This window comes from Sporosarcina sp. AD_1, from assembly GCF_057373025.1.
On sequence record NZ_JBPVIR010000006.1, the window covers coordinates 142444 to 162833 of the forward strand.

Sequence of the window (20390 nt, forward strand, 5' to 3'; positions counted from 1 at the left end):
AAATTTCGAACAAAAATCCGGATGTATAATTTATTTTTTCAAAATCCTCAACAATTATTACCTCCTGTGGCTATTAGGTAGAGGGGTTTCCTCTCTGACTATATTGCAGGAGGTAATTCGTATGGACGAATTAGTAAAAATCAATTATGAAAATCAACGACCAACCGTACTCGGTCGTGATTTACATGAAGCCTTGGAAGTAAAGACCGCTTATAAAGATTGGTTTCCAAGAATGTGTGAGTACGGATTTGAGGAAGGATCAGACTTTAGCTCATTTTTGAGCGAAAGTACTGGAGGCAGACCAAGCATTGACCATCAGTTAACAATTGACATGGCAAAAGAGCTATGCATGATACAGCGTACTCCAAAAGGGAAAGAGTGTCGCCAATACTTTCTTGAAATAGAAAGAAGATGGAATTCCCCAGAAGCAATCATGGCAAGGGCACTTCAGATTGCCAATCAACAGCTAACTCAAGTAAGGAAACAAAATAAAGTGCTTGAAGGTACGATTGCCGTTCAGAATCAGCAAATTGCAGAAATGAAACCGAAAGTCTCCTATTACGATGTAGTTTTAAATTGCAAAGACCTCATTTCCACCTCAGCAATTGCCAAAGATTACGGCAAGTCAGCTATTTGGATGAATCGCTATCTTAATAAAAAGGGTGTCCAGTTTAAACAAGGCGGCATCTGGCTTTTATATCAGAAGTATGCGGAAAAAGGCTACACCAGCACCAAGACACATAGCTATCTTGGCAGTAACGGCCAGCAACATACAAAGGTCCATACATACTGGACTCAAAAAGGCAGACTCTTCATTTACGAACTGATGAAGGCAGACGGTATTTTGCCACAGATAGAAATGGAGGGTGTGTAATGGGAATCAACAAATTCAATCATGAAGGATACCATGATCCAACTCCCCATGAAGCACTGACCAACATAATGAAAAAGGAAAAGGCAGAGAAAAAATCTGCCTTTAAGCCGCTTGTATATATCTGTTCTCCCTATTCCGGTGATGTAGAAGGAAACATTAAAAAGGCTCGCAGTTTTTGCAGGTTTGCTCTAGACCAAAACTGTATCCCGATTGCTCCCCATCTTATGTTTCCTCAGTTTATGGATGATGAAAACCCAGAGGAACGGGAGCTTGCCATATTTATGGACATCGTGCTTATGGGCAAATGCTCCGAGGTGTGGGTGCTGGGCAATACCATCTCAACCGGTATGGCGAGGGAAATTGAAGTAGCCAAGAAACGCAGACAAACGGTTAGATATTTTAGTCCGGAGCATGAGGAGGTTGAAAGCTTATGAAAATTGCAGTGGGCAATAGCCGGATGGATAGAAAATGGAAAAACAAAGATATCTCCTGGGAGGATTTTTGCTCCCGTGTAAAGACGACGCAACGCACCACGGAAACAGTAGAAGAATATCGGAAGTTAAAAAGAGGTCAACAAGATGATATCAAGGATGTAGGCGGCTTTGTCGGAGGACATTTAAAAGAAGGAAGGCGAAAGAAGGGCAATGTTCTGTGTCGTTCTTTGCTCACCCTTGATATGGATTACGGTAGACCAGATATTTGGGAGCAAATCAGTATGCTTTTTGATTTCAAATGTTGCGTTTACTCCACCCATAAGCACACACCGGAAAATCCAAGACTCAGGCTTATTGTTCCCCTTGCTCGTGAGATCAGCGAAGAAGAATATGCAGCTGTTGGACGTATGGTGGCAAAAGAAATCGGTATTGACCTTTTCGATGATACGACATATGAAGCCCATCGCCTTATGTATTGGCCATCCACTTCCTCTAACGGTCAATTTGTCTACGAAGAGCAGGATGGAGCATTACTTGACCCAGATATTTATCTTTCAAAATATGAAAACTGGCGAGATACAACAACTTGGCCCGTATCAAGCAGGCAGTCTGAAGTTATTAATCGCAGTCTTAAAGAACAAGCAGATCCTCTTTTAAAGGAAGGTGTGGTAGGAACTTTCTGTCGCGCTTATTCCGTTCGTGAAGCAATAGAGAAATTCTTAGGTACAGTTTATGAAGCATCTGCTATGGAAGGGCGCTATGACTATATTCCAGCTGACAGCAGTGCGGGTGTGATTATCTATGATGATAAATTTGCATACAGCCACCATGCCACCGATCCAGCAAGCGGCCTGCTCCTCAATGCTTTTGATCTAGTTCGTATTCATAAATTCGGCTCTTTAGATGATAGAGCTTCCACTACTACGGCTCCTGACAGGATGCCGTCTTTTGTGGCAATGTGCGAGTTTGCTATAAAAGATGAAGCGGTAAAAGCCGAGTTCGCAAAGGAAAGACAGGTCCAGGCTGAAGAGGAGTTTAGTGATGAGGATTGGCAGACAGGTTTGGAACTAGATAAGCAAGGTCGGATAAAAGACACACTGGATAACATCGTCTTGATTATTCGGCATGATGAGGAATTACAACATATCGCTTTCAATTGCCACCGTGATGGGATCGATGCCAAAGGTGGTCTGCCTTGGGAACAGATCAAGGCTGGTTGGAATGATTCGGATAACGCGCTTCTTAAGGTGTACTTAAGCAGTAAATACGGAGTCTATTCCCCTACCAAGACCAAAGATGCTGTGTTAGCTGTAGCGTCAGAACGAGCCTACCACCCTGTTAAGGAGTATCTCGACTCACTGCCAAAATGGGATGGTATTAGCCGAGTAGAAAATCTACTTATTGATTATTTCGGTGCAACAGATAATTCCTATACAAAAGCAGTGATTCGTAAAACGATGGTTGCAGCGGTGGCCCGCATTTATAGACCTGGTACAAAGTTTGATAGTGTTCTAATCTTAAACGGGCCTCAAGGTATCGGTAAGTCAACCTTCTTTGCTAAGCTTGCCGGAGATTGGTTTTCAGACAGTTTGACCATTACGGACATGAAAGATAAATCAGGTGCTGAAAAACTTCAAGGATATTGGTTGTTGGAACTCGGTGAGCTTGCAGGAATGCGTAAGACGGATGTGGAGATTGTGAAGTCCTTTATTTCGAGGGCTGATGATAAGTACCGTGCCAGTTATGGTGTCAACGTGGAAAGCCATCCCCGTCAATGCGTAATTGTAGGTTCTACCAATGCAGAAAGCGGATTTCTTCGTGATATAACAGGTAACCGCAGATTTTGGCCAGTCCGCATTAGCGGTAACGGTAAAAAGAAAGCGTGGCAGATGACCAAAGGGGAAGTACAGCAAATTTGGGCAGAGGCTCTAGTTCTTTACGAGAAGGGCGAAAAACTCTACCTTGAAGGTGAAGATGTAACCATGGCAACCAGTGAACAGGCAGATGCTATGGAAACGGATGAACGAGAAGGACTGGTTCGTACCTACTTGGATACGCTCTTACCTGATGATTGGGACACGATGTCTTTGTACGAGCGTAGAAATTTCCTCGGCGGTAGCGAATTTGGCGGCGGCACCCGTGTTGGAACAGTAAAAAGGACCCTTGTCTGCAATATGGAAATTTGGTGTGAGTGTTTCGGTAAAGAGGCATCAATGCTAAAGCCTTCAGATTCCTATGCCATCGGTGCCATTATGAGAAAGATCAGTGAGTGGAACAAGTACACTGGGAACAAGAATGGTGTTGTAATGTTTCCTGTCTACGGAAAGCAACGAGCTTATTCCCGAGTCGAGGAACAACGCTAAGTTGTACCTTACCTTGTTCCCATACTTGTTCTTTCCCTAAAGTTAGCAATGATAAGGAAAATCAACGGTTCGGAACAAGTGGAACAAGAAGTAACCTATTTATTTATAAATAGTAAAAAGAAGTAATAGTAGCCTGTGCGTACACGCATACACGCGCGTATAGGAAAATTGGTTCAAAGTTGTTTTCTTGTTCCGGCCTTTTTATATGGGAGGTATTTATGCTTGAAAAATATATCGAAAAGAAACTGGTGGCTGAGGTAAAAAAGATGGGAGGCATCGCTGCGAAGTTTGTTAGCCCAGGTTTAGATGGAATGCCAGACCGCCTAGTGCTTTTACCGCATGGGAAGATGGCATTTGTGGAATTAAAGGCTCCCGGAAAGAAACCCCGCCTGTTACAGATTAGAAGAATAAAGCAATTACAGAAGTTAGGCTTTGCCTGCTATGTCATTGATGATGTTAAGCAGATTGGAGGGATGCTGGGTGAAATACAATCCTCATAAATATCAGACCTATGCAACGAACTTCATTCTAGAGCATCCCATTGCTGCGGTGTTTTTAGAAATGGGTCTTGGCAAAAGCGTCATTACTCTAACGGCTATATTCGACCTATGTCTTGATCGTTTTGAAATTGGAAAGGTTCTGGTCATTGCCCCACTTCGAGTAGCTAGGGATACTTGGCCAGCTGAGATAAATAAGTGGGAGCATTTAAAAGGACTCAAGTTTTCGGTAGCAATCGGTACAGAGCAGGAGCGATTGGCGGCTCTAAGGAAACCTGCAAGTGTCTATCTTATAAACAGAGAAAATGTTGACTGGTTGGTAAATAAAAGTGGCATACCTTTTGATTATGACATGGTGGTCATTGATGAGCTTTCATCTTTTAAGTCCTATGGAGCAAAAAGGTTTAAAAGTTTACTAAAAGTAAGACCAAGGGCAAAACGGATTGTGGGTCTTACGGGTACACCTTCCAGTAATGGATTAATGGATTTGTGGGCAGAGTTTCGTATTCTCGACATGGGTAAGAGACTCGGCAGGTACATTACTCACTACCGCAATTCCTTCTTCACACCAGATAAACGCAATCAGCAAATCGTATTTTCATATAAACCATTGCCAGGTGCTGAAGATGCTATATATCGGCTCATTTCGGATATTACCATTTCCATGAAGTCGATAGATTTTCTAAAAATGCCTGAATGCGTGATCAATGAAGTGCCTGTGTATCTAAATGAAAAAGAACAATCAGTATATGAACACTTTCGTGAAGAGATGGTCCTTGAGTTTGGCGATGAAGAAATAGATGCCATGAATGCAGCTGTCCTTTCAGGCAAACTTCTGCAAATGGCAAACGGTGCTATCTATGATGATGATAAAAACCCCCATATTATCCACGACCGCAAGCTAGATGCTCTTGAGGATTTAATTGAAGGTGCTAACGGCAAACCTGTGCTTATTGCCTATTGGTATAATCACGATTTAGAGCGTATTAAGGCAAAATTTAATGTCAGAGAAATTAAAACTTCCAAGGATATTAAGGATTGGAACAACGGTGATATTTCTGTGGCAGTTATCCATCCTGCATCAGCGGGACATGGTCTCAACTTACAAAGTGGAGGTTCAACGCTTATCTGGTTTGGACTTACTTGGAGTCTAGAACTCTATCAACAAACAAATGCGAGACTTTGGAGACAAGGACAAAAAGAGACAGTGGTAATCCATCACATCATTACTAAAGGCACAATCGATGAAGATGTGATGAGAGCCTTGAAACGAAAGGAAAAGACACAATCCGATCTTATTAATGCGGTCAAAGCAAATCTTGGGAAAGCGAGGGATGTTGTATGATGGATGCATTTGAAAAACTGGCAAATGCCATTATTCTACAGGCGGTCAAAGATTATCGTTTTGCTCTGAAAAGACTAGCAAAATACCCTCGCAATGATTCTGCTAGATATACGAAATGTGAGATTGAGCGTTTCTTTCATTCTGAATTGTTCAATGTCCTTACCTCTCTCAACCCTGACATGTTAATTCAACAGCTACAAGAGGAGGTGGTGCGATGATGACAGCTAAGGAATTCTTAAAACAGGCTTACCGTTTGAATGAATTGATTAACTCAGACCTTGAAGAGTTGCAAAACTTAAGGGATTTATCAAGAAGTGTTTCATCCCCTGTGCTTGATGAGAAAGTCAGTCGAACCAAGAGTACTGACCCACCCTTTGAAAAATATGTGATTAGGATAATAGATTTGGAACAACAGATACAACATGAGGTTGAACGATTAATAAAGCTGAAATCAGATATCCGTGAAGCGATTAACCAGATGGAAAACGTGGATGAGAAGCTGCTCCTTCGCTACCGATACATTAACTTTCTTAACTGGGAAGAAATCTGTGTCAACCTTAATGTTTCTATGAGAACCGTGCATAGACTCCATTCATCCGCTTTGCAACATTTAAAGGTTCCAAAATAAAAGTTGGCACACTTTGGCACAGTTTGGCATAAGATGACACTGTTTGTCCGTAGTGAAAGTTATATAATGGTAGTATGGAATATTAATAAACAGAAGCCTTCACGGGAGCATTTCTCCTGCGAGGGCTTTTTCTATGGGAAAAAGGAGGTGCAGTATGCCAAAGAAACCTAAGCGACCGTGCTCTTACCCTGGTTGCCCAGAGCTAACCGACAAGCGCTTTTGTGAAGAGCATAGCAAGAAGGAAGCTGCACGGTATGAGAAGTATCAGCGTGATCCAGCAACCCGTAAACGTTATGGTCGTGCTTGGAAAAGGATACGTGACCGTTACATTGCAGCCCATCCTCTTTGTGAGGAATGTAAAAGACAAGGAAAGCTGACCCCAGCAGCCGAAGTGCATCACATTCTTCCTCTTGCAAGAGGAGGGACTCACGATAGAAGTAATCTGATGGCTCTTTGTACACCTTGCCACTCTGCAATCACTGCAAGAGATGGAGACCGTTGGGGAACCCGGTAGGGGGAGTCAAATCTCCACAGCTTTTTCTTTGTGTAACGGGCGTGGGGCAACGCGTGAAAATTCGCGGTTTCAAACGGGGTAATAGACCCATCGATGAAAAGAGGTGAGTGAATGGCCAAAGATGGAACAAATCGAGGCGGCGCCCGTATAGGCTCCGGTCAAAAGAAAAAACCACTTGCTGACAAAATTGCAGAGGGAAATCCCGGTAAAAGAAAGCTTGAAGTTGTCGAGTTCAAGAATACTGCTGACCTGAAGGGGCAGGAAATGCCAAAGCCAAGGGCCATGCTCTCCGCAGTGCAAAAGGATGGGAAAACCCTAGTAGCGAGTGAAATCTATGAAATTACATGGAAATGGCTTGAGGAGCGAGAATGTGCCCATTTGGTACTTCCACAGCTTCTAGAACGGTATGCCATGAGTGCGGCCAGATGGATACAGTGTGAGGAAGCGGTAACCGAATTTGGTTTCCTAGCCAAGCATCCAACAACCGGCAATGCAATTCAAAGTCCTTATGTAGCAATGAGCCAAAGCTTTATGAGTCAGACAAACAGGCTATGGATGGAGATATATCAAATCGTTAGGGAGAATTGTGCTACAGAGTATTCTGGTTTAAACCCACAGGACGATGTGATGGAGCGACTGCTATCTGCCCGCAGAGGAAAATAAAGATGAGGAGATATGTAATGAGTAAAAGATATTTAACAGCTGAAAGTGTATGTGCTGGACATCCTGATAAACTATGCGACATCATAGCAGATAGCATTTTAGAAGCATGTTTACGTAAAGACAAAGCATCACGTGTCGCTTGTGAGGTAATGGCAACCAAAGGGAAAATTATCGTGGCGGGCGAAATTTCCTGCAGCGAGAAAATAGACATCCGATACATTGTTAGGAATGTCCTTAAAGAGATTGGATACAACCCTCTTAAATTCTTAATTTATGTATTCGTACACAAACAAAGTGTAGATATTGCAACTGGCGTGGATACTGCACTGGAAGTAAGGAATGGAATAAATGAACAGTATGGTTCAATAGGTGCTGGAGACCAAGGAACTGTGTATGGCTATGCTACAAAGGAAACAGGAGAAATGCTTCCCCTACCCCTTGTACTATCTCACAGAATCGTAAAGAGACTGGATGATTGCCGCAAAGGGAAACTGATAAAAGGGATTCTTCCCGATGGTAAAGCACAGGTAACAGTAGAATATGAAGATGACACTCCAGTGAGAATAAAGACGATTGTGATATCGGTACAGCATGATAAGAACAAAACACAGGAAGAACTTAAGGCAGATATCCTTAACAATGTCTTGTGGCCGTGCTTTGAGGACTTCCCTTTTGATGATGAAACAGAACTTCTCATCAATCCATCTGGTCAGTTTGTTCTTGGTGGTCCTGCTGCGGATACTGGCTTAACTGGTAGAAAAATTATGGTTGATACTTATGGAGGACTTGCACCCCATGGAGGTGGCGCTCTTTGTGGCAAAGACCCCACCAAAGTTGACCGAAGTGGTGCTTATATGGCCCGGTACATTGCAAAACATATCGTCTGGTGCGGTTATGCAAAGAGATGTGAAGTTAGTATATCCTATGCCATTGGTAAGGCAAATCCTGTAGCCTTTTCTGTAAATACCCTTGGCACAGGTATTGTTTCTGACGAAATACTAACCCTTGCTGTACAGGAGGTTTTCAACTTAAGACCTGCGGCAATCATTGAGAAGTTGCGTCTAAGGAATGTGATTTACTCTGATACAGCTGTTTATGGTCACTTTAATAGTTGTCTATTCCCGTGGGAGGATGTAAATAAGTACAGTGAATTTAGAAAGGCGGTGGAAAAGTATGTTGATAGAGAAGATAAAAACTAAACAGCTCATCCCCGCTGAATATAACCCAAGGAAGGATTTAAAACCGGGTGATCCGGAATATGAGAAACTTAAACGCTCCCTTGAGGAGTTTGGATATGTAGAACCCGTAATATGGAATAAGACCACAGGCAGAGTCATCGGAGGTCATCAGCGTTTGAAAATCCTGCTGAGTATGGGCATGGATGAGATAGAATGCGTAGTTGTTGAAATGGATGAGCAAAAGGAGAAGGCGCTGAACATTGCACTAAATAAAATAAGTGGTGATTGGGATAAAGACAAATTAGCACTTCTCATCACGGACTTAAATGCTTCAGACTTTGATGTGTCTTTGACAGGTTTTGACCCAGGAGAGTTGGACGATCTTTTCAAGGATTCCCTTAAGGATAATATAAAAGAAGATGATTTCGATGTAGACGGCGAGCTGAAAAAGCCCGCTGTTTCGCATTTAGGGGATATTTGGCTACTTGGACAGCATCGATTAGTCTGCGGAGACAGTACAAAGAAAGACACCTTTGATGTCTTGATGGATGGGAAAACTGCTAATTTGGTAGTTACAGACCCTCCATATAACGTCAACTATGAAGGAACAGCTGGAAAAATCAAAAATGACAATATGGCTAACGAAGCGTTCTATGATTTCCTGCTTGCAGCATTTCAGAACACCGAAGCAGTAATGGCGAAGGACGCTTCTATTTATGTATTCCATGCGGATACGGAAGGACTCAATTTTAGAAGAGCATTCTCTGATGCGGGGTTTTATCTTTCAGGCACTTGTATTTGGAAAAAGCAGTCCCTTGTTCTCGGACGCTCCCCTTATCAGTGGCAGCATGAACCTATTCTCTATGGGTGGAAAAAGAAAGGCAAGCATAACTGGTATTCAGATCGAAAGCAGACCACCATCTGGGAGTTTGAGAAACCGAAGAAAAACGGTGACCATCCAACCATGAAACCAGTGGCACTAGTGGCATATCCTATTTTGAATTCAAGCCTTTCTAATTGTATCGTACTTGATCCCTTTGGTGGTTCAGGAAGTGCATTGATTGCCTGTGAGCAGACAGATAGAATCTGTTACACCATTGAACTAGATGAAAAGTACTGCGATGTCATTGTGAAAAGGTATATTGAGCAAGTTGGAAACTCAGACGGTGTGTTTCTTTTAAGAGATGGTTCGAAAATAAGATATTGTGACCTGCCAGACGTTGCTACCGCCGATTAATGGAACAGTATTTTCTACAGAAAGATGCTCTATATGACTTGATATTAACAGCCTTTAGAGTGATATATGTATGTACCGAAAATTGAAAGGCGGTATAAAAAATGCAGATAAACTATAATGTCACAGGAGAAAAAAGAAAAGAGCTAGTCAATGCAATCAGCCAAAAACTGAATGCTCCTGCAAGATATCTTGGAGCGCCTACATTTGCATATGAGGTGGCAGATTACAACATTGACAAAAACGGGGTGGTCAGAGGACCAGATAATTCTGAACTGGTTAATGATCTATTAGGCCTTCATGACTTTAAGGCGGTTACAGTAGAATTTGCCACACCACTTCCAGCAGCAGAGCCTGTTCTTGAAAATATTCAAGTTCCCAATGAAGCGGCTCTTGGGGGTAGGGTAAGTCCAAATAGTGATTACGAAGAACCTCCCGTATACAGGGAATCAAATGAAACCGAAGAAGCTATTAGTTTGATTATTCAAATGCCGAAGGAGGGTTTTAGCGAAACCGCACTTGATAACCTAAAAGGATTGGTAGAAAGCAAAGAAATCCTTATAAAGAAAGCACTTGATACTGACTCTATTCCCATTATCGTAAATGAGGAATTTGTAACCTTCCCTTGGTTCCAAAGTGAATGCTCCGCAGAAGAGGTTAAAGCTTATACCCACTTTGTAACAGCACTTTGTGAAATGGCAAAGAAACAGACCCGCGTCAACTCGACTGAGAAATCAGTGGAAAATGAAAAGTACGCTTTCCGTTGTTTCCTTCTAAGACTTGGCTTTATCGGGCCAGAATACAAAACAGAACGAAAAATTCTCCTCTCAAAACTGTCGGGTAGCTCTGCCTTCAAAAGCGGAAGTGCCAAGCATGAGGAGGTGAGTGAATAATGAATATCATTCACCCAGAAATGCTAAAGCAACTTAGAAGTTATTACACTCCAGGAACTCGTGTCATGCTACTTAAGATGAATGACCCTTATACCAAGCTTCAGCCAGGAGATAAAGGTACGGTTACTAGTGTTGATGATATGGGAACTATCCACATAAGTTGGGATTCAGGCAGTTCCCTTGGAGTGGTCTTTGGAGAGGATTTATGTAAGAAAATTGAAGAGTAAACAAACACATTTTAAGCCCAATATGGCAGTAAATATGTAGATTTATATTGCAGAAATGTCTTGCTATATAAGCCTTTTAGAGTGATATATGTACATGCCGAAAGGACAAACACACTTTAAAAGGAGCGAGATACGATGTTAAGTGCAAAATTCGGGATTGAGATTGAATTTACCGGGATTACAAGGGAAAGGGCGGCTAGAGTCGCTGCAGAGTTTTTGCAAGGCATTTACAGTGAAGGCGGGACATACTACGACACCAAGAAGGTAAAAACTCCAGATGGTCGAGTGTGGAAGTTTATGTACGATGGGAGCATCAATTGCCAAAGAAAAGAAGGTAGAAGAAAAGTAGCTGCAGGTAGAGATTATAGCGTTGAGTTGGTTAGTCCAATCCTAACCTACCGGGAGGACATTGAAACTTTGCAGGAGCTAGTAAGAAAGCTTCGCAAAGCTGGATCCTTTACAAATACATCATGCGGAATTCACATTCATCTAGACGGTGCTGAACATACCCCACGAAGCATTCGAAACTTTGTAAATATCATTGCAAGCAAAAATGACTTGTTTTATAAAGCACTTCAGATTGCACCGCAGAGAATGAATTACTGCAAAAAGATGGACAGCATTTTGGTTGAGAAGATGAACCGTAAAAAGCCTAAAACGATGAGACAAATTGAGGACATTTGGTACGAGGGCTACAGCGAGAGCAGAAGCACTCATTATCACAACAGCCGCTACCATTTCCTCAACCTTCACAGCTTTTTTACCGGAAACCATACAGTTGAACTTAGAGGATTCAATAGTGAGCTTCATGCAGGAAAGATAAGAAGCTACATTGTTCTAGCACTTGCCATTAACCATCAAGCCTTGACGCAAAAGTGTGCATCAGCAAAGAAACCGCAGGTGGAAAACGAGAAGTTTGCCATGAGGACCTACCTAAACCGGATTGGTTTCATTGGAGATGAATTTGCAAACTGCAGAGAGCATTTGACCGCAGCACTTTCGGGTTCAGCTGCATGGCGGTTTCGGGCGGCCTGAGCTGCCCCTAACCCACAAAGCTGAGAAGGAGGATTACAATGAAGAATAAATTATACCTTGCCTATGGCTCCAACCTTAATCTAAAGCAAATGGCCGACAGATGCCCCACAGCGAAGGTGGTAGGAGCAAGCCAAATCAATGACCACCGCCTATTATTTAGAGGGGCACACGCGAGCGCTGTGGCGACAATCGAGCCTTTTGAGGGTGGCAACGTACCAGTTTTAGTGTGGGAGATTACACCGACCGATGAAGCGGCACTTGACCGTTACGAGGGATGGCCGTTCCTTTATCGAAAGGAAACAATAAAAGTGAAGTTGGGAAGCAAAACCGTCAAGGCGATGGTCTACATCATGAATGATGGTAGACCGCTTGGACAGCCGAGTTGTTATTATTACAGTACAATTTTAGAAGGCTATAAAAGTGCGGGCTTCGATGTGGATATCCTGCGCAAGGCGACAACCGATTCAGTCGAATCGGAGGAGGCAGTCAATGAATGAAATAATCAAGGAACAAATCCTTTCCATTCGAGAAAGCGGAGTCACAAATATGTTTGATGTGGACCGGGTACAGTATGAGGCAAATGAACGAGGGTTTTATGAATTGGTAGTCTATTTAATAGACCATAAAGCGGAATATGCCCATTTCATACTGACGGGGGAAGTGGATGAAAATAAGTAAACAAAATTAAACAGGATAATGAGAAGGGCTTCATCTATAGGATTGAGGCTCTTTTCTTATGTCCTTTTCCATAAAAGGGGCGGTGTTTATGCGGAAACTGAAGAAATATAAGCCGACCGCCTTTATAGCTGAAGGGTCATATTACGATAAGGACGCTGCTGATTACGCTGTGGCTTTTATCGAAGCACTCTCCCATACGAAAGGTTCATGGGCAGGTAAGCCTTTTGAACTTATCGACTGGCAGGAGCAAATTATCCGTGATTTATTCGGTATCTTAAAACCTAATGGATACCGGCAGTTTAACACGGCTTATATAGAAATACCTAAAAAGATGGGAAAAAGCGAGCTTGCAGCAGCAATCGCTCTTCTCCTCACTTGTGGAGATGGTGAAGAACGAGCAGAGGTATACGGTTGTGCCGCAGATCGCCAGCAGGCATCAATTGTATTTGAAGTAGCAGCCGATATGGTGCGGATGTGTCCGGCACTGAATAAACGAGTGAAGTTGCTGGCTTCAACTAAACGACTGGTGTACCTGCCGACCAACAGCTTTTATCAGGTATTGTCGGCTGAAGCCTACTCAAAACACGGCTTCAATATACATGGTGTTGTTTTTGATGAACTTCATACTCAGCCAAATAGGAAACTATTTGATGTTATGACAAAAGGGTCTGGTGATGCGAGGACCCAACCGCTATATTTTCTTATCACCACTGCAGGGACGGATACTCAGAGTATCTGCTATGAAACACACCAAAAAGCGGTTGATATTATTGAGGGCAGAAAATACGATCCTACTTTTTATCCCGTAATCTACGGTGCCAAAGAAGAGGATGATTGGACTGATCCTAAAGTATGGAAGAAAGCAAATCCAAGCTTAGGAATTACAGTAAGTATCGATAAAGTTAGAGCCGCTTGTGAAAGCGCAAAGCAGAACCCTGCTGAGGAAAATAGCTTTCGACAACTGCGTCTGAATCAGTGGGTTAAGCAATCTGTCCGTTGGATGCCAATGGCAAAGTGGGATGCCTGTGCGTTTCCAGTAAAACCAGAGAGCCTTGAAGGTCGAGTATGCTATGGAGGACTTGATTTATCATCCACCACTGACATTACAGCCTTCGTGCTGGTGTTCCCACCGGAGGATGAAACAGATAAATATACCGTTCTCCCATATTTTTGGATGCCGGAGGATAATATTGACCTCCGAGTCCGAAGAGACCATGTACAATACGATCTTTGGGAGAAACAGGGATATATTCTAACTACAGAAGGCAATGTAGTGCATTACGGCTACATTGAGCGGTTTATTGAAGAACTTGGCGAAAAGTATAACATTCGAGAAATTGCATTTGACCGTTGGGGAGCAGTTCAAATGGTTCAGAACCTTGAAGGAGCAGGCTTTACTGTCGTTCCATTCGGTCAAGGCTTTAAAGATATGTCACCGCCAACCAAAGAATTAATGAAATTGACATTAGAAGAAAGAATAGCGCATGGTGGACATCCAGTGCTTCGATGGATGATGGACAACATCTTTATAAAAACTGACCCAGCAGGTAACGTTAAACCGGATAAGGAAAAAAGTACAGAGAAGATAGATGGTGCGGTAGCGACCATCATGGCACTTGATCGTGCTATCCGTTGCGGCTCAGGTAATAGCGGAGATTCAGTGTATGACGAGAGAGGTTTGATTGTCTTTTAAGGCTTAATGGTTAACACAATGTTTATATTCGGAGGTGACGCCTATGAATCTAATAAAAGGACTGTTTCGGTCAAGGGACCAACCGCAAAACCGTGTGGGTAGTGCATTTTCCTTCCTGTTTGGTGGTACGTCATCCGGCAAAACAGTGAACGAGCGTACTGCAATGCAAGCAACAGCAGTGTATGCCTGCGTAAGGATACTAGCTGAAGCGATTGCAGGACTACCACTTCATGTATATAGATATCGTTCTGATGGAGGTAAAGAAAAGATTCCTTTCCACCCGCTGTATTACCTTCTTCATGATGAACCAAATCCAGAGATGACTTCATTCGTGTTTCGAGAAACACTGATGAGTCATCTTTTGCTTTGGGGAAATGCCTATGCACAGGTGGTCAGAAACGGTCGTGGGCAGGCACTGGCGCTTTATCCCCTACTCCCCAACAAGATGGAGGTTAGTCGAGCAACAAATGGTGAACTGGTCTATACCTATTACCGTGATACGGACGAAAGTGGTCTAAACCCAAAGGGTGGCTATGTCACACTCCGTAAAGATGAGGTTCTTCACATTCCTGGCTTAGGTTTTGATGGACTCATTGGCTATAGCCCAATCGCTATGGCGAAAAATGCAATCGGTATGTCACTTGCTACTGAAGAGTACGGTGCGGCATTCTTTGCCAATGGTGCTAATCCCGGAGGTGTGCTGGAACACCCAGGAGTAATCAAAGATATACAGAGGGTCAAGGATAGTTGGAATAGTGCCTACCAAGGCACAGGAAATGCTCACAAAATTGCTGTGTTGGAAGAAGGCATGAAGTTTCAAGCCATTGGTATCCCGCCGGAACAGGCGCAATTTCTTGAAACACGGAAATTCCAAATTAATGAGATTGCGAGGATTTTCCGAGTACCGCCTCATATGGTGGGTGATCTTGAGAAGTCTAGTTTTTCCAATATTGAACAGCAGTCTTTGGAGTTTGTAAAATACACCCTCGATCCGTGGGTGGTGCGATGGGAACAAAGTCTCCAGCAATCGCTTATTTTGCCTTCTGAGAAAGCTTCACTGTTTATCAAGTTCAATTTGGACGGTCTGCTTCGTGGTGATTACCAAAGCCGAATGAATGGCTACGCTACAGGTCGTCAAAATGGCTGGATGTCAGCCAACGATATCCGTGAACTGGAGGACATGAACCGTATCCCAGCTGAGGAAGGTGGCGATTTATATCTGGTTAACGGAAATATGACGAAATTGGCTGACGCAGGAGCGTTTGCCAAAACCGAAGGAGGTCAGTAAATGAAGAAGTTCTGGAATTGGGTGCGAGATTCTGATGAAGGGCGCACTCTCTATTTAAATGGAGTGATATCCGAAGAAACGTGGTGGGGTGATGAGGTCACACCTAAGATGTTCAAAGATGAACTGCTGGCTGGCACCGGTGATATTACAGTGTGGATTAACTCTCCTGGCGGGGATGTGTTTGCAGCAGCTCAGATTTACAACATGCTTATGGACTATACAGGAAAGGTCACTGTAAAAATTGACGGGCTTGCGGCAAGTGCAGCTTCTGTTATTGCAATGGCGGGTGGAGATGTATATATGTCGCCGGTATCCATGATTATGATTCATAACCCTTCGACCATTGCCATCGGTGATAGCGAGGAAATGCTGCGAGCTAAAGCTCTATTAGATGAGGTTAAGGAAAGTATTATTAATGCCTATGAGTTAAAGACTGGTCTTTCCCGAACAAAGCTTTCTCATCTGATGGATGCAGAATCATGGATGAATGCAAACAAAGCCATAGAACTTGGTTTTGCAGATAAGATCATGTTTATGGAAAATGAAACACCGGATTTGACGGATAGCCTTATCTTTAGCAGGATGGCGGTTACTAACTCTCTTATTAGCAAATTACCTAAAAAACAAAAACGAAAAACAGGTACACCTATAGAGTCGCTGGATAAGCGGCTTTCTTTAATTTCTCACTAATTTAAAGGAGGAAATAACAATGAGTAAAATTCTAGAATTGCGCGAGAAACGTGCTAAGGTATGGGATGCGGCGAAAGCATTCCTTGATTCGAAACGTGGCGGTGATGGATTGTTATCCGCAGAGGACACAGAAACCTATGAAAAGATGGAAGCCGATGTTGTTGCACTTGGTAAGGAAATAGAACGTTTGGAACGTCAGGCGGTTATCGACTTAGAACTTTCCAAAGCCACTAGTAACCCTATTACAAACACTCCATTCAAAGGTGTTGAAGAAAAGACGGGTCGTGCATCCGCAGAGTACAAGAAAGCATTCTGGAATGCTATGCGTACTCGTGCAGGGGAAGGCCTTGACCCGGTTGTAAAAAATGCTCTTAAAATTGGCACAGATTCTGAGGGTGGATACTTAGTTCCTGATGAGTTTGAGAGAACACTTGTCGAGGCTTTGGAGGAGGAGAACATCTTCCGTAGACTGGCTAAAGTTATTACCACCGCTTCTGGCGATAGAAAAATTCCAGTGGTAGCATCTAAGGGCACAGCCTCATGGATTGACGAGGAAGGTGCAATCCCAGAAAGTGATGATAGCTTCGGTCAAGTATCTATAGGAGCATATAAGCTAGGTACGATGATTAAGGTTTCTGAGGAACTTCTAAACGATAGTGTATTTGAACTTGAACCTTATATTTCTAGGGAATTTGCAAGACGTATCGGTAACAAAGAGGAAGAAGCGTTCTTTACTGGTGATGGATCTGGAAAACCGACAGGTATACTTGCTTCTACAGGTGGTGCCCAAATTGGTGTGACTACTGCAGGTGCTACGGCAATTACTATGGACGAGGTACTTGATCTGTTCTATTCATTAAAGGCACCTTACCGTAATAAGGCTGTATTCGTTATGAACGACGCCACTGTAAAAGCAATCCGTAAACTAAAGGATGGTCAAGGACAGTACCTATGGCAACCTTCCTTACAGGCAGGTACACCGGATACTATCCTCAATCGACCATTGTATACTTCTGCATATATGCCAACTATTGCTGCAGCTGCGAAGAGTATCGCATTTGGTGACTTTAGTTATTACTGGGTAGCTGATCGTCAGGGTCGTGTATTTAAGAGGCTTAATGAACTTTATGCTGTTACTGGCCAAGTAGGCTTTGTTGCTACTCAGCGTGTGGATGGAAAATTGATTCTACCTGAAGCCATAAAAGTACTTCAGCAGAAAGCTTAATGGAGGTGCATTATGAGCTATAACACTAAGAATTACACCGAACAAGGCGGAGAGAAAACTGTTATAGGCGGAACGCTTGAAATCAAGGAAGGAGCCTCGGTAACGGGGCTCTCCGCCGATCCACTACTCGTGGCAACAGAGGAAACTCTTGGCGGTGTAAAAGCTACTGCCGCAGGTGAGGGTGACACCGTCGAAGTAAAAATTGGTGAAGATGGTAAGCTGTATGCTCCAGCATATCCTACCGATGCTACGGAGTCAGTCTCTGGGTTGGTAAAAATGGCTGTAAATCAAGCCGACAGCATAGCCGAGGATACAGCCACTCTTGTCACGGATTTTAATGCTCTGCTCGCTAAACTAAAAGCGGCTGGGTTAATGGCAGCAGACGAAGAATGACCGGAGGGAGGCGGACGGCATGACAACTGATAATCTTCTACCTAAAGTAAAAGCAAATCTGATCCTGACGCATGACGCAGACGATGGACTTCTGCTGCATTACATCAAAGCCGCCGTCTCTTATGCGGAAAGTTATCAGCATGTTGCTGAGGGTTATTACACTGAAAACATCATGCCCCCAACAACTGAACAGGCAGTAATCATGCTGTCGAGTCATTTCTACGAAAGCAGAGATGGCTCGACGGCTGGTTTCTTCGCCGATAGCGTACAGGCGGGGCAGCAGGTTTGGAACACGGTGAACCTACTTCTTAGACTAGACCGGAATTGGAAGGTGTAAATTATGAGTTTTGGAAAGATGAACACCTTTATTGATATCATCAGTACAGAGCCTATTAAAGACAAGGATGGTTTCGCTGCTATAGGCGATAACATACTTGCTAGTGTACGTGCCTACAAGGAAGATCGGCATGGCAGTGAGCGGTGGGCGAATAGAGCATCATTTTCTTCTGCAACTTCCCTATTTAGGTTTAGGAAAATTTCTGGCCTTAGGGTGACAAATGAAATGGTCATCGTTTGTGATGATGGCAGATATCAGATTTTAAGTGTTGATGATGTAAGAAAACGAGGCATGTATGTCGAGGTTTTAGCAGAAAAGATAGAACCAACTGTGAGGTGATGGATATGGCAAAAGTAAATATAAAGATGCCAGAAGAATTCCTTTTAAAGGTATCACGATTAGCTGACCAGACCGATGTAATTCTTCCTAAGGTTTTGGAAGTTGGCGGTGAAGTGGTACTGGATAAAGTTAAGGGAAATTTAAGTAAAGTGATTGGTAAGAACACAAAATATCCATCCAAAAGCACTGGTGAGTTGCTATCTTCACTGGGTCTTTCTGGAGCAAAGCAAGATAGAAACGGAAACTTCAATGTAAAAGTTGGCTTTGCCGAGCCACGTTCTGATGGTGAGAGCAATGCTAAAATTGCCACAATCATTGAATATGGTAAGCATGGTCAGCCTGCAAAACCCTTCCTAAAGCCTGCGAGAACTGCATCTAGGAAACCTTGCATCAATGCGATGATCGCAAAGCTAGAGGAGGAGATTGATAAAATATGAATATCTTAGAGGAGCTAAATACACTTCTGACAGCAATACCTATCCCCGTAGAAACCGGGGTTTTTTCAGGTTTGGCACCGGATGAGTACGTGGTGATACTCCCACTTTCGGATGTTTTTGAAGTTCATGCGGATAACCGCCCTGGCTTTGATGTGCAGGAAGCACGGATATCACTATTTTCCAAGAGAAATTACTTAGAGAGAAAGAGGCAGATTACAACGGCTTTGTTAAACGATGATTTTACAGTGACTGAGCGTAGGTATATTGGTCACGAGGATGATACTGGATATCATCATTACGCCATCGACGTGGCGAAAAACTATGGAATGGAGGAATAACATATGGCAACTATCGGTTTGGATAAACTGTACTATGCAAAAATAACCGAGGATTCAAATGGCGAGGAAACCTATGGTGTGCCTTCGGTACTCGCAAAAGCCATTACTGCCGAACTTTCGGTAGAATTGGTGGAAGCAATTCTGTATGCCGATGATGGTGCTGCCGAGGTTGTGAAGGACTTTAACAGCGGTACACTCACTCTCGGTGTAGATGACATTGGCCCGACGGTCGCAGCAGATCTAACTGGTGCGTCCACCGACGACAACGGGGTATTAATTTCTGCAAGTGAGAGTGTAGGTACACCTGTTGCAGTGGGGTTTCGTGCGCAAAAGGCCAATGGAACATACCGATATTTTTGGTTGTATCGTGTTAAGTTTGGACTGCCAGCAACCAACTTACAGACAAAGGCGGATTCCATTACCTTTTCTACACCTACTATTGAAGGAACAGTTATGCGTAGGAACAAGCTGGATGGGTTGGGCAAGCACCCATGGAAAGCAGAAGTCACAGAAGGTGACCCCGGTGTTTCATCGTCCACCATAACAGGCTGGTTCACTGAAGTTTATGAACCCGTATATACACCTGAACCATAGGAGGAGAAATGATGCATAATGAGAGAAGTGCCACAATCAACATAGGTGACAAAGAATATGAACTGGTTTTAACTACACGTGCAACAAAGGCAATTGCTGGTCGTTACGGTGGTCTTGAAAATCTTGGAGAAAAACTGATGAAATCAGAAAACTTTGAGATGGCACTGGACGAGATAGTTTGGCTCATCACGCTGCTTGCAAACCAGTCCATTTTGATTCGAAACCTAAAGAATAAGAATGCACCAGAAGAATTACTGACAGAGGAAGAAGTAGAGCTTCTTACCTCACCGCTTGACTTGGCGGCATATAAAACTGCAATTACCGAGGCGATGTTCAAAGGTACAAAGCGAAATGTCGAAAGTGAGGAGGAAGCTCCAAAAAACGTGGAAGTCGGGTAACGGACGATGAGGTCTTTACCCGACTTCTTTATTATGGAACAGTTCAGATGGGCATGGAGACAGAGGAATTCTGGCTTATGCCAATTGGGCTGTTT

The 20390-nt window shown here is 43.2% G+C and carries 28 protein-coding genes; all 28 read left to right on the top strand.

The window, feature by feature from the left end; genetic code table 11:
• The first annotated feature begins 121 nt into the window (after window positions 1–121).
• Window positions 122–874, top strand: a complete 753-nt coding sequence (locus ACSW3C_RS12995) for a phage antirepressor Ant (RefSeq protein ID WP_000344037.1) — start codon at window positions 122–124, stop codon at window positions 872–874.
• A complete protein-coding gene (locus ACSW3C_RS13000; protein WP_000512442.1) occupies window positions 874–1308 on the top strand; it encodes a DUF7768 domain-containing protein in 435 nt (144 codons plus the stop codon). Before ACSW3C_RS12995 ends, ACSW3C_RS13000 begins: the two co-directional genes overlap by 1 nt.
• Window positions 1305–3671, top strand: a complete 2367-nt coding sequence (locus tag ACSW3C_RS13005; RefSeq protein ID WP_340704921.1) for a virulence-associated E family protein — start codon at window positions 1305–1307, stop codon at window positions 3669–3671. The genes ACSW3C_RS13000 and ACSW3C_RS13005 overlap by 4 nt, the downstream gene beginning before the upstream one ends.
• A gap of 218 nt (window positions 3672–3889) precedes the next feature.
• A complete protein-coding gene (locus ACSW3C_RS13010) occupies window positions 3890–4171 on the top strand; it encodes a VRR-NUC domain-containing protein (protein ID WP_044037705.1) in 282 nt (93 codons plus the stop codon).
• Window positions 4152–5513, top strand: coding sequence for an SNF2-related protein (locus tag ACSW3C_RS13015; RefSeq protein WP_340704922.1), 1362 nt, complete (start codon window positions 4152–4154; stop codon window positions 5511–5513). Before ACSW3C_RS13010 ends, ACSW3C_RS13015 begins: the two co-directional genes overlap by 20 nt.
• A complete protein-coding gene (locus ACSW3C_RS13020) occupies window positions 5513–5731 on the top strand; it encodes a hypothetical protein (protein WP_340704923.1) in 219 nt (72 codons plus the stop codon). Before ACSW3C_RS13015 ends, ACSW3C_RS13020 begins: the two co-directional genes overlap by 1 nt.
• A complete protein-coding gene (locus ACSW3C_RS13025; RefSeq protein WP_042357512.1) occupies window positions 5728–6141 on the top strand; it encodes a DUF1492 domain-containing protein in 414 nt (137 codons plus the stop codon). The genes ACSW3C_RS13020 and ACSW3C_RS13025 overlap by 4 nt, the downstream gene beginning before the upstream one ends.
• Before the next feature lie 254 nt (window positions 6142–6395).
• Window positions 6396–6518: a hypothetical protein gene (locus ACSW3C_RS13030; protein ID WP_486563397.1), complete on the top strand. Its 123-nt coding sequence runs from the start codon at window positions 6396–6398 to the stop codon at window positions 6516–6518.
• Window positions 6519–6532: 14 nt separating this feature from the next.
• Window positions 6533–6655: an HNH endonuclease gene (locus ACSW3C_RS13035; RefSeq protein WP_268761089.1), complete on the top strand. Its 123-nt coding sequence runs from the start codon at window positions 6533–6535 to the stop codon at window positions 6653–6655.
• A 111-nt stretch (window positions 6656–6766) separates the two neighbouring features.
• A complete protein-coding gene (locus ACSW3C_RS13040; RefSeq protein WP_042357509.1) occupies window positions 6767–7318 on the top strand; it encodes a P27 family phage terminase small subunit in 552 nt (183 codons plus the stop codon).
• A gap of 17 nt (window positions 7319–7335) precedes the next feature.
• On the top strand, window positions 7336–8517 hold the full coding sequence (gene metK / locus ACSW3C_RS13045; protein ID WP_340704924.1) for a methionine adenosyltransferase: 1182 nt from the start codon (window positions 7336–7338) through the stop codon (window positions 8515–8517).
• Complete coding sequence (locus ACSW3C_RS13050) at window positions 8492–9733, top strand: site-specific DNA-methyltransferase (protein WP_340704925.1); 1242 nt, start codon at window positions 8492–8494, stop codon at window positions 9731–9733. The genes metK and ACSW3C_RS13050 overlap by 26 nt, the downstream gene beginning before the upstream one ends.
• 101 nt (window positions 9734–9834) lie before the next feature.
• Window positions 9835–10623, top strand: coding sequence for a virulence protein (locus ACSW3C_RS13055; RefSeq protein ID WP_340704926.1), 789 nt, complete (start codon window positions 9835–9837; stop codon window positions 10621–10623).
• Window positions 10623–10850, top strand: coding sequence for a DUF4314 domain-containing protein (locus ACSW3C_RS13060; RefSeq protein WP_340704927.1), 228 nt, complete (start codon window positions 10623–10625; stop codon window positions 10848–10850). The genes ACSW3C_RS13055 and ACSW3C_RS13060 overlap by 1 nt, the downstream gene beginning before the upstream one ends.
• A gap of 135 nt (window positions 10851–10985) precedes the next feature.
• A complete protein-coding gene (locus ACSW3C_RS13065; protein ID WP_340704928.1) occupies window positions 10986–11885 on the top strand; it encodes an amidoligase family protein in 900 nt (299 codons plus the stop codon).
• 38 nt (window positions 11886–11923) lie between these two features.
• Window positions 11924–12382: a gamma-glutamylcyclotransferase family protein gene (locus ACSW3C_RS13070; RefSeq protein ID WP_340704929.1), complete on the top strand. Its 459-nt coding sequence runs from the start codon at window positions 11924–11926 to the stop codon at window positions 12380–12382.
• The gene (locus ACSW3C_RS13075; protein ID WP_340704930.1) at window positions 12375–12563 is read left to right on the top strand and encodes a DUF5049 domain-containing protein; all 189 of its coding nucleotides are present in this window, start codon (window positions 12375–12377) and stop codon (window positions 12561–12563) included. The genes ACSW3C_RS13070 and ACSW3C_RS13075 overlap by 8 nt, the downstream gene beginning before the upstream one ends.
• 88 nt (window positions 12564–12651) lie before the next feature.
• Complete coding sequence (locus ACSW3C_RS13080; RefSeq protein WP_340704931.1) at window positions 12652–14256, top strand: terminase large subunit; 1605 nt, start codon at window positions 12652–12654, stop codon at window positions 14254–14256.
• 43 nt (window positions 14257–14299) lie between these two features.
• Window positions 14300–15544 (top strand): phage portal protein, encoded by a 1245-nt coding sequence (locus tag ACSW3C_RS13085; protein WP_340704932.1) that lies wholly within the window; start codon window positions 14300–14302, stop codon window positions 15542–15544.
• Window positions 15545–16234, top strand: coding sequence for a head maturation protease, ClpP-related (locus tag ACSW3C_RS13090; protein WP_340704933.1), 690 nt, complete (start codon window positions 15545–15547; stop codon window positions 16232–16234). It abuts the gene before it with no gap.
• Between the two features lie 19 nt (window positions 16235–16253).
• On the top strand, window positions 16254–17459 hold the full coding sequence (locus ACSW3C_RS13095) for a phage major capsid protein (RefSeq protein ID WP_340704934.1): 1206 nt from the start codon (window positions 16254–16256) through the stop codon (window positions 17457–17459).
• 12 nt (window positions 17460–17471) lie between these two features.
• Complete coding sequence (locus ACSW3C_RS13100; protein WP_340704935.1) at window positions 17472–17852, top strand: head fiber protein; 381 nt, start codon at window positions 17472–17474, stop codon at window positions 17850–17852.
• 19 nt (window positions 17853–17871) lie between these two features.
• The gene (locus tag ACSW3C_RS13105; protein WP_340704936.1) at window positions 17872–18189 is read left to right on the top strand and encodes a head-tail connector protein; all 318 of its coding nucleotides are present in this window, start codon (window positions 17872–17874) and stop codon (window positions 18187–18189) included.
• A gap of 3 nt (window positions 18190–18192) precedes the next feature.
• Complete coding sequence (locus ACSW3C_RS13110) at window positions 18193–18528, top strand: head-tail adaptor protein (protein WP_340704937.1); 336 nt, start codon at window positions 18193–18195, stop codon at window positions 18526–18528.
• A 5-nt stretch (window positions 18529–18533) separates the two neighbouring features.
• Complete coding sequence (locus tag ACSW3C_RS13115) at window positions 18534–18965, top strand: HK97 gp10 family phage protein (protein WP_340704938.1); 432 nt, start codon at window positions 18534–18536, stop codon at window positions 18963–18965.
• Entirely contained in the window at window positions 18962–19303 is a 342-nt protein-coding gene (locus tag ACSW3C_RS13120; RefSeq protein ID WP_340704939.1) for a hypothetical protein, read from the top strand. The genes ACSW3C_RS13115 and ACSW3C_RS13120 overlap by 4 nt, the downstream gene beginning before the upstream one ends.
• A 3-nt stretch (window positions 19304–19306) precedes the next feature.
• Window positions 19307–19897, top strand: a complete 591-nt coding sequence (locus tag ACSW3C_RS13125; RefSeq protein ID WP_012102978.1) for a major tail protein — start codon at window positions 19307–19309, stop codon at window positions 19895–19897.
• Window positions 19898–19908: 11 nt separating this feature from the next.
• Complete coding sequence (locus ACSW3C_RS13130; RefSeq protein ID WP_340704940.1) at window positions 19909–20295, top strand: hypothetical protein; 387 nt, start codon at window positions 19909–19911, stop codon at window positions 20293–20295.
• Window positions 20296–20390 lie beyond the last annotated feature (95 nt).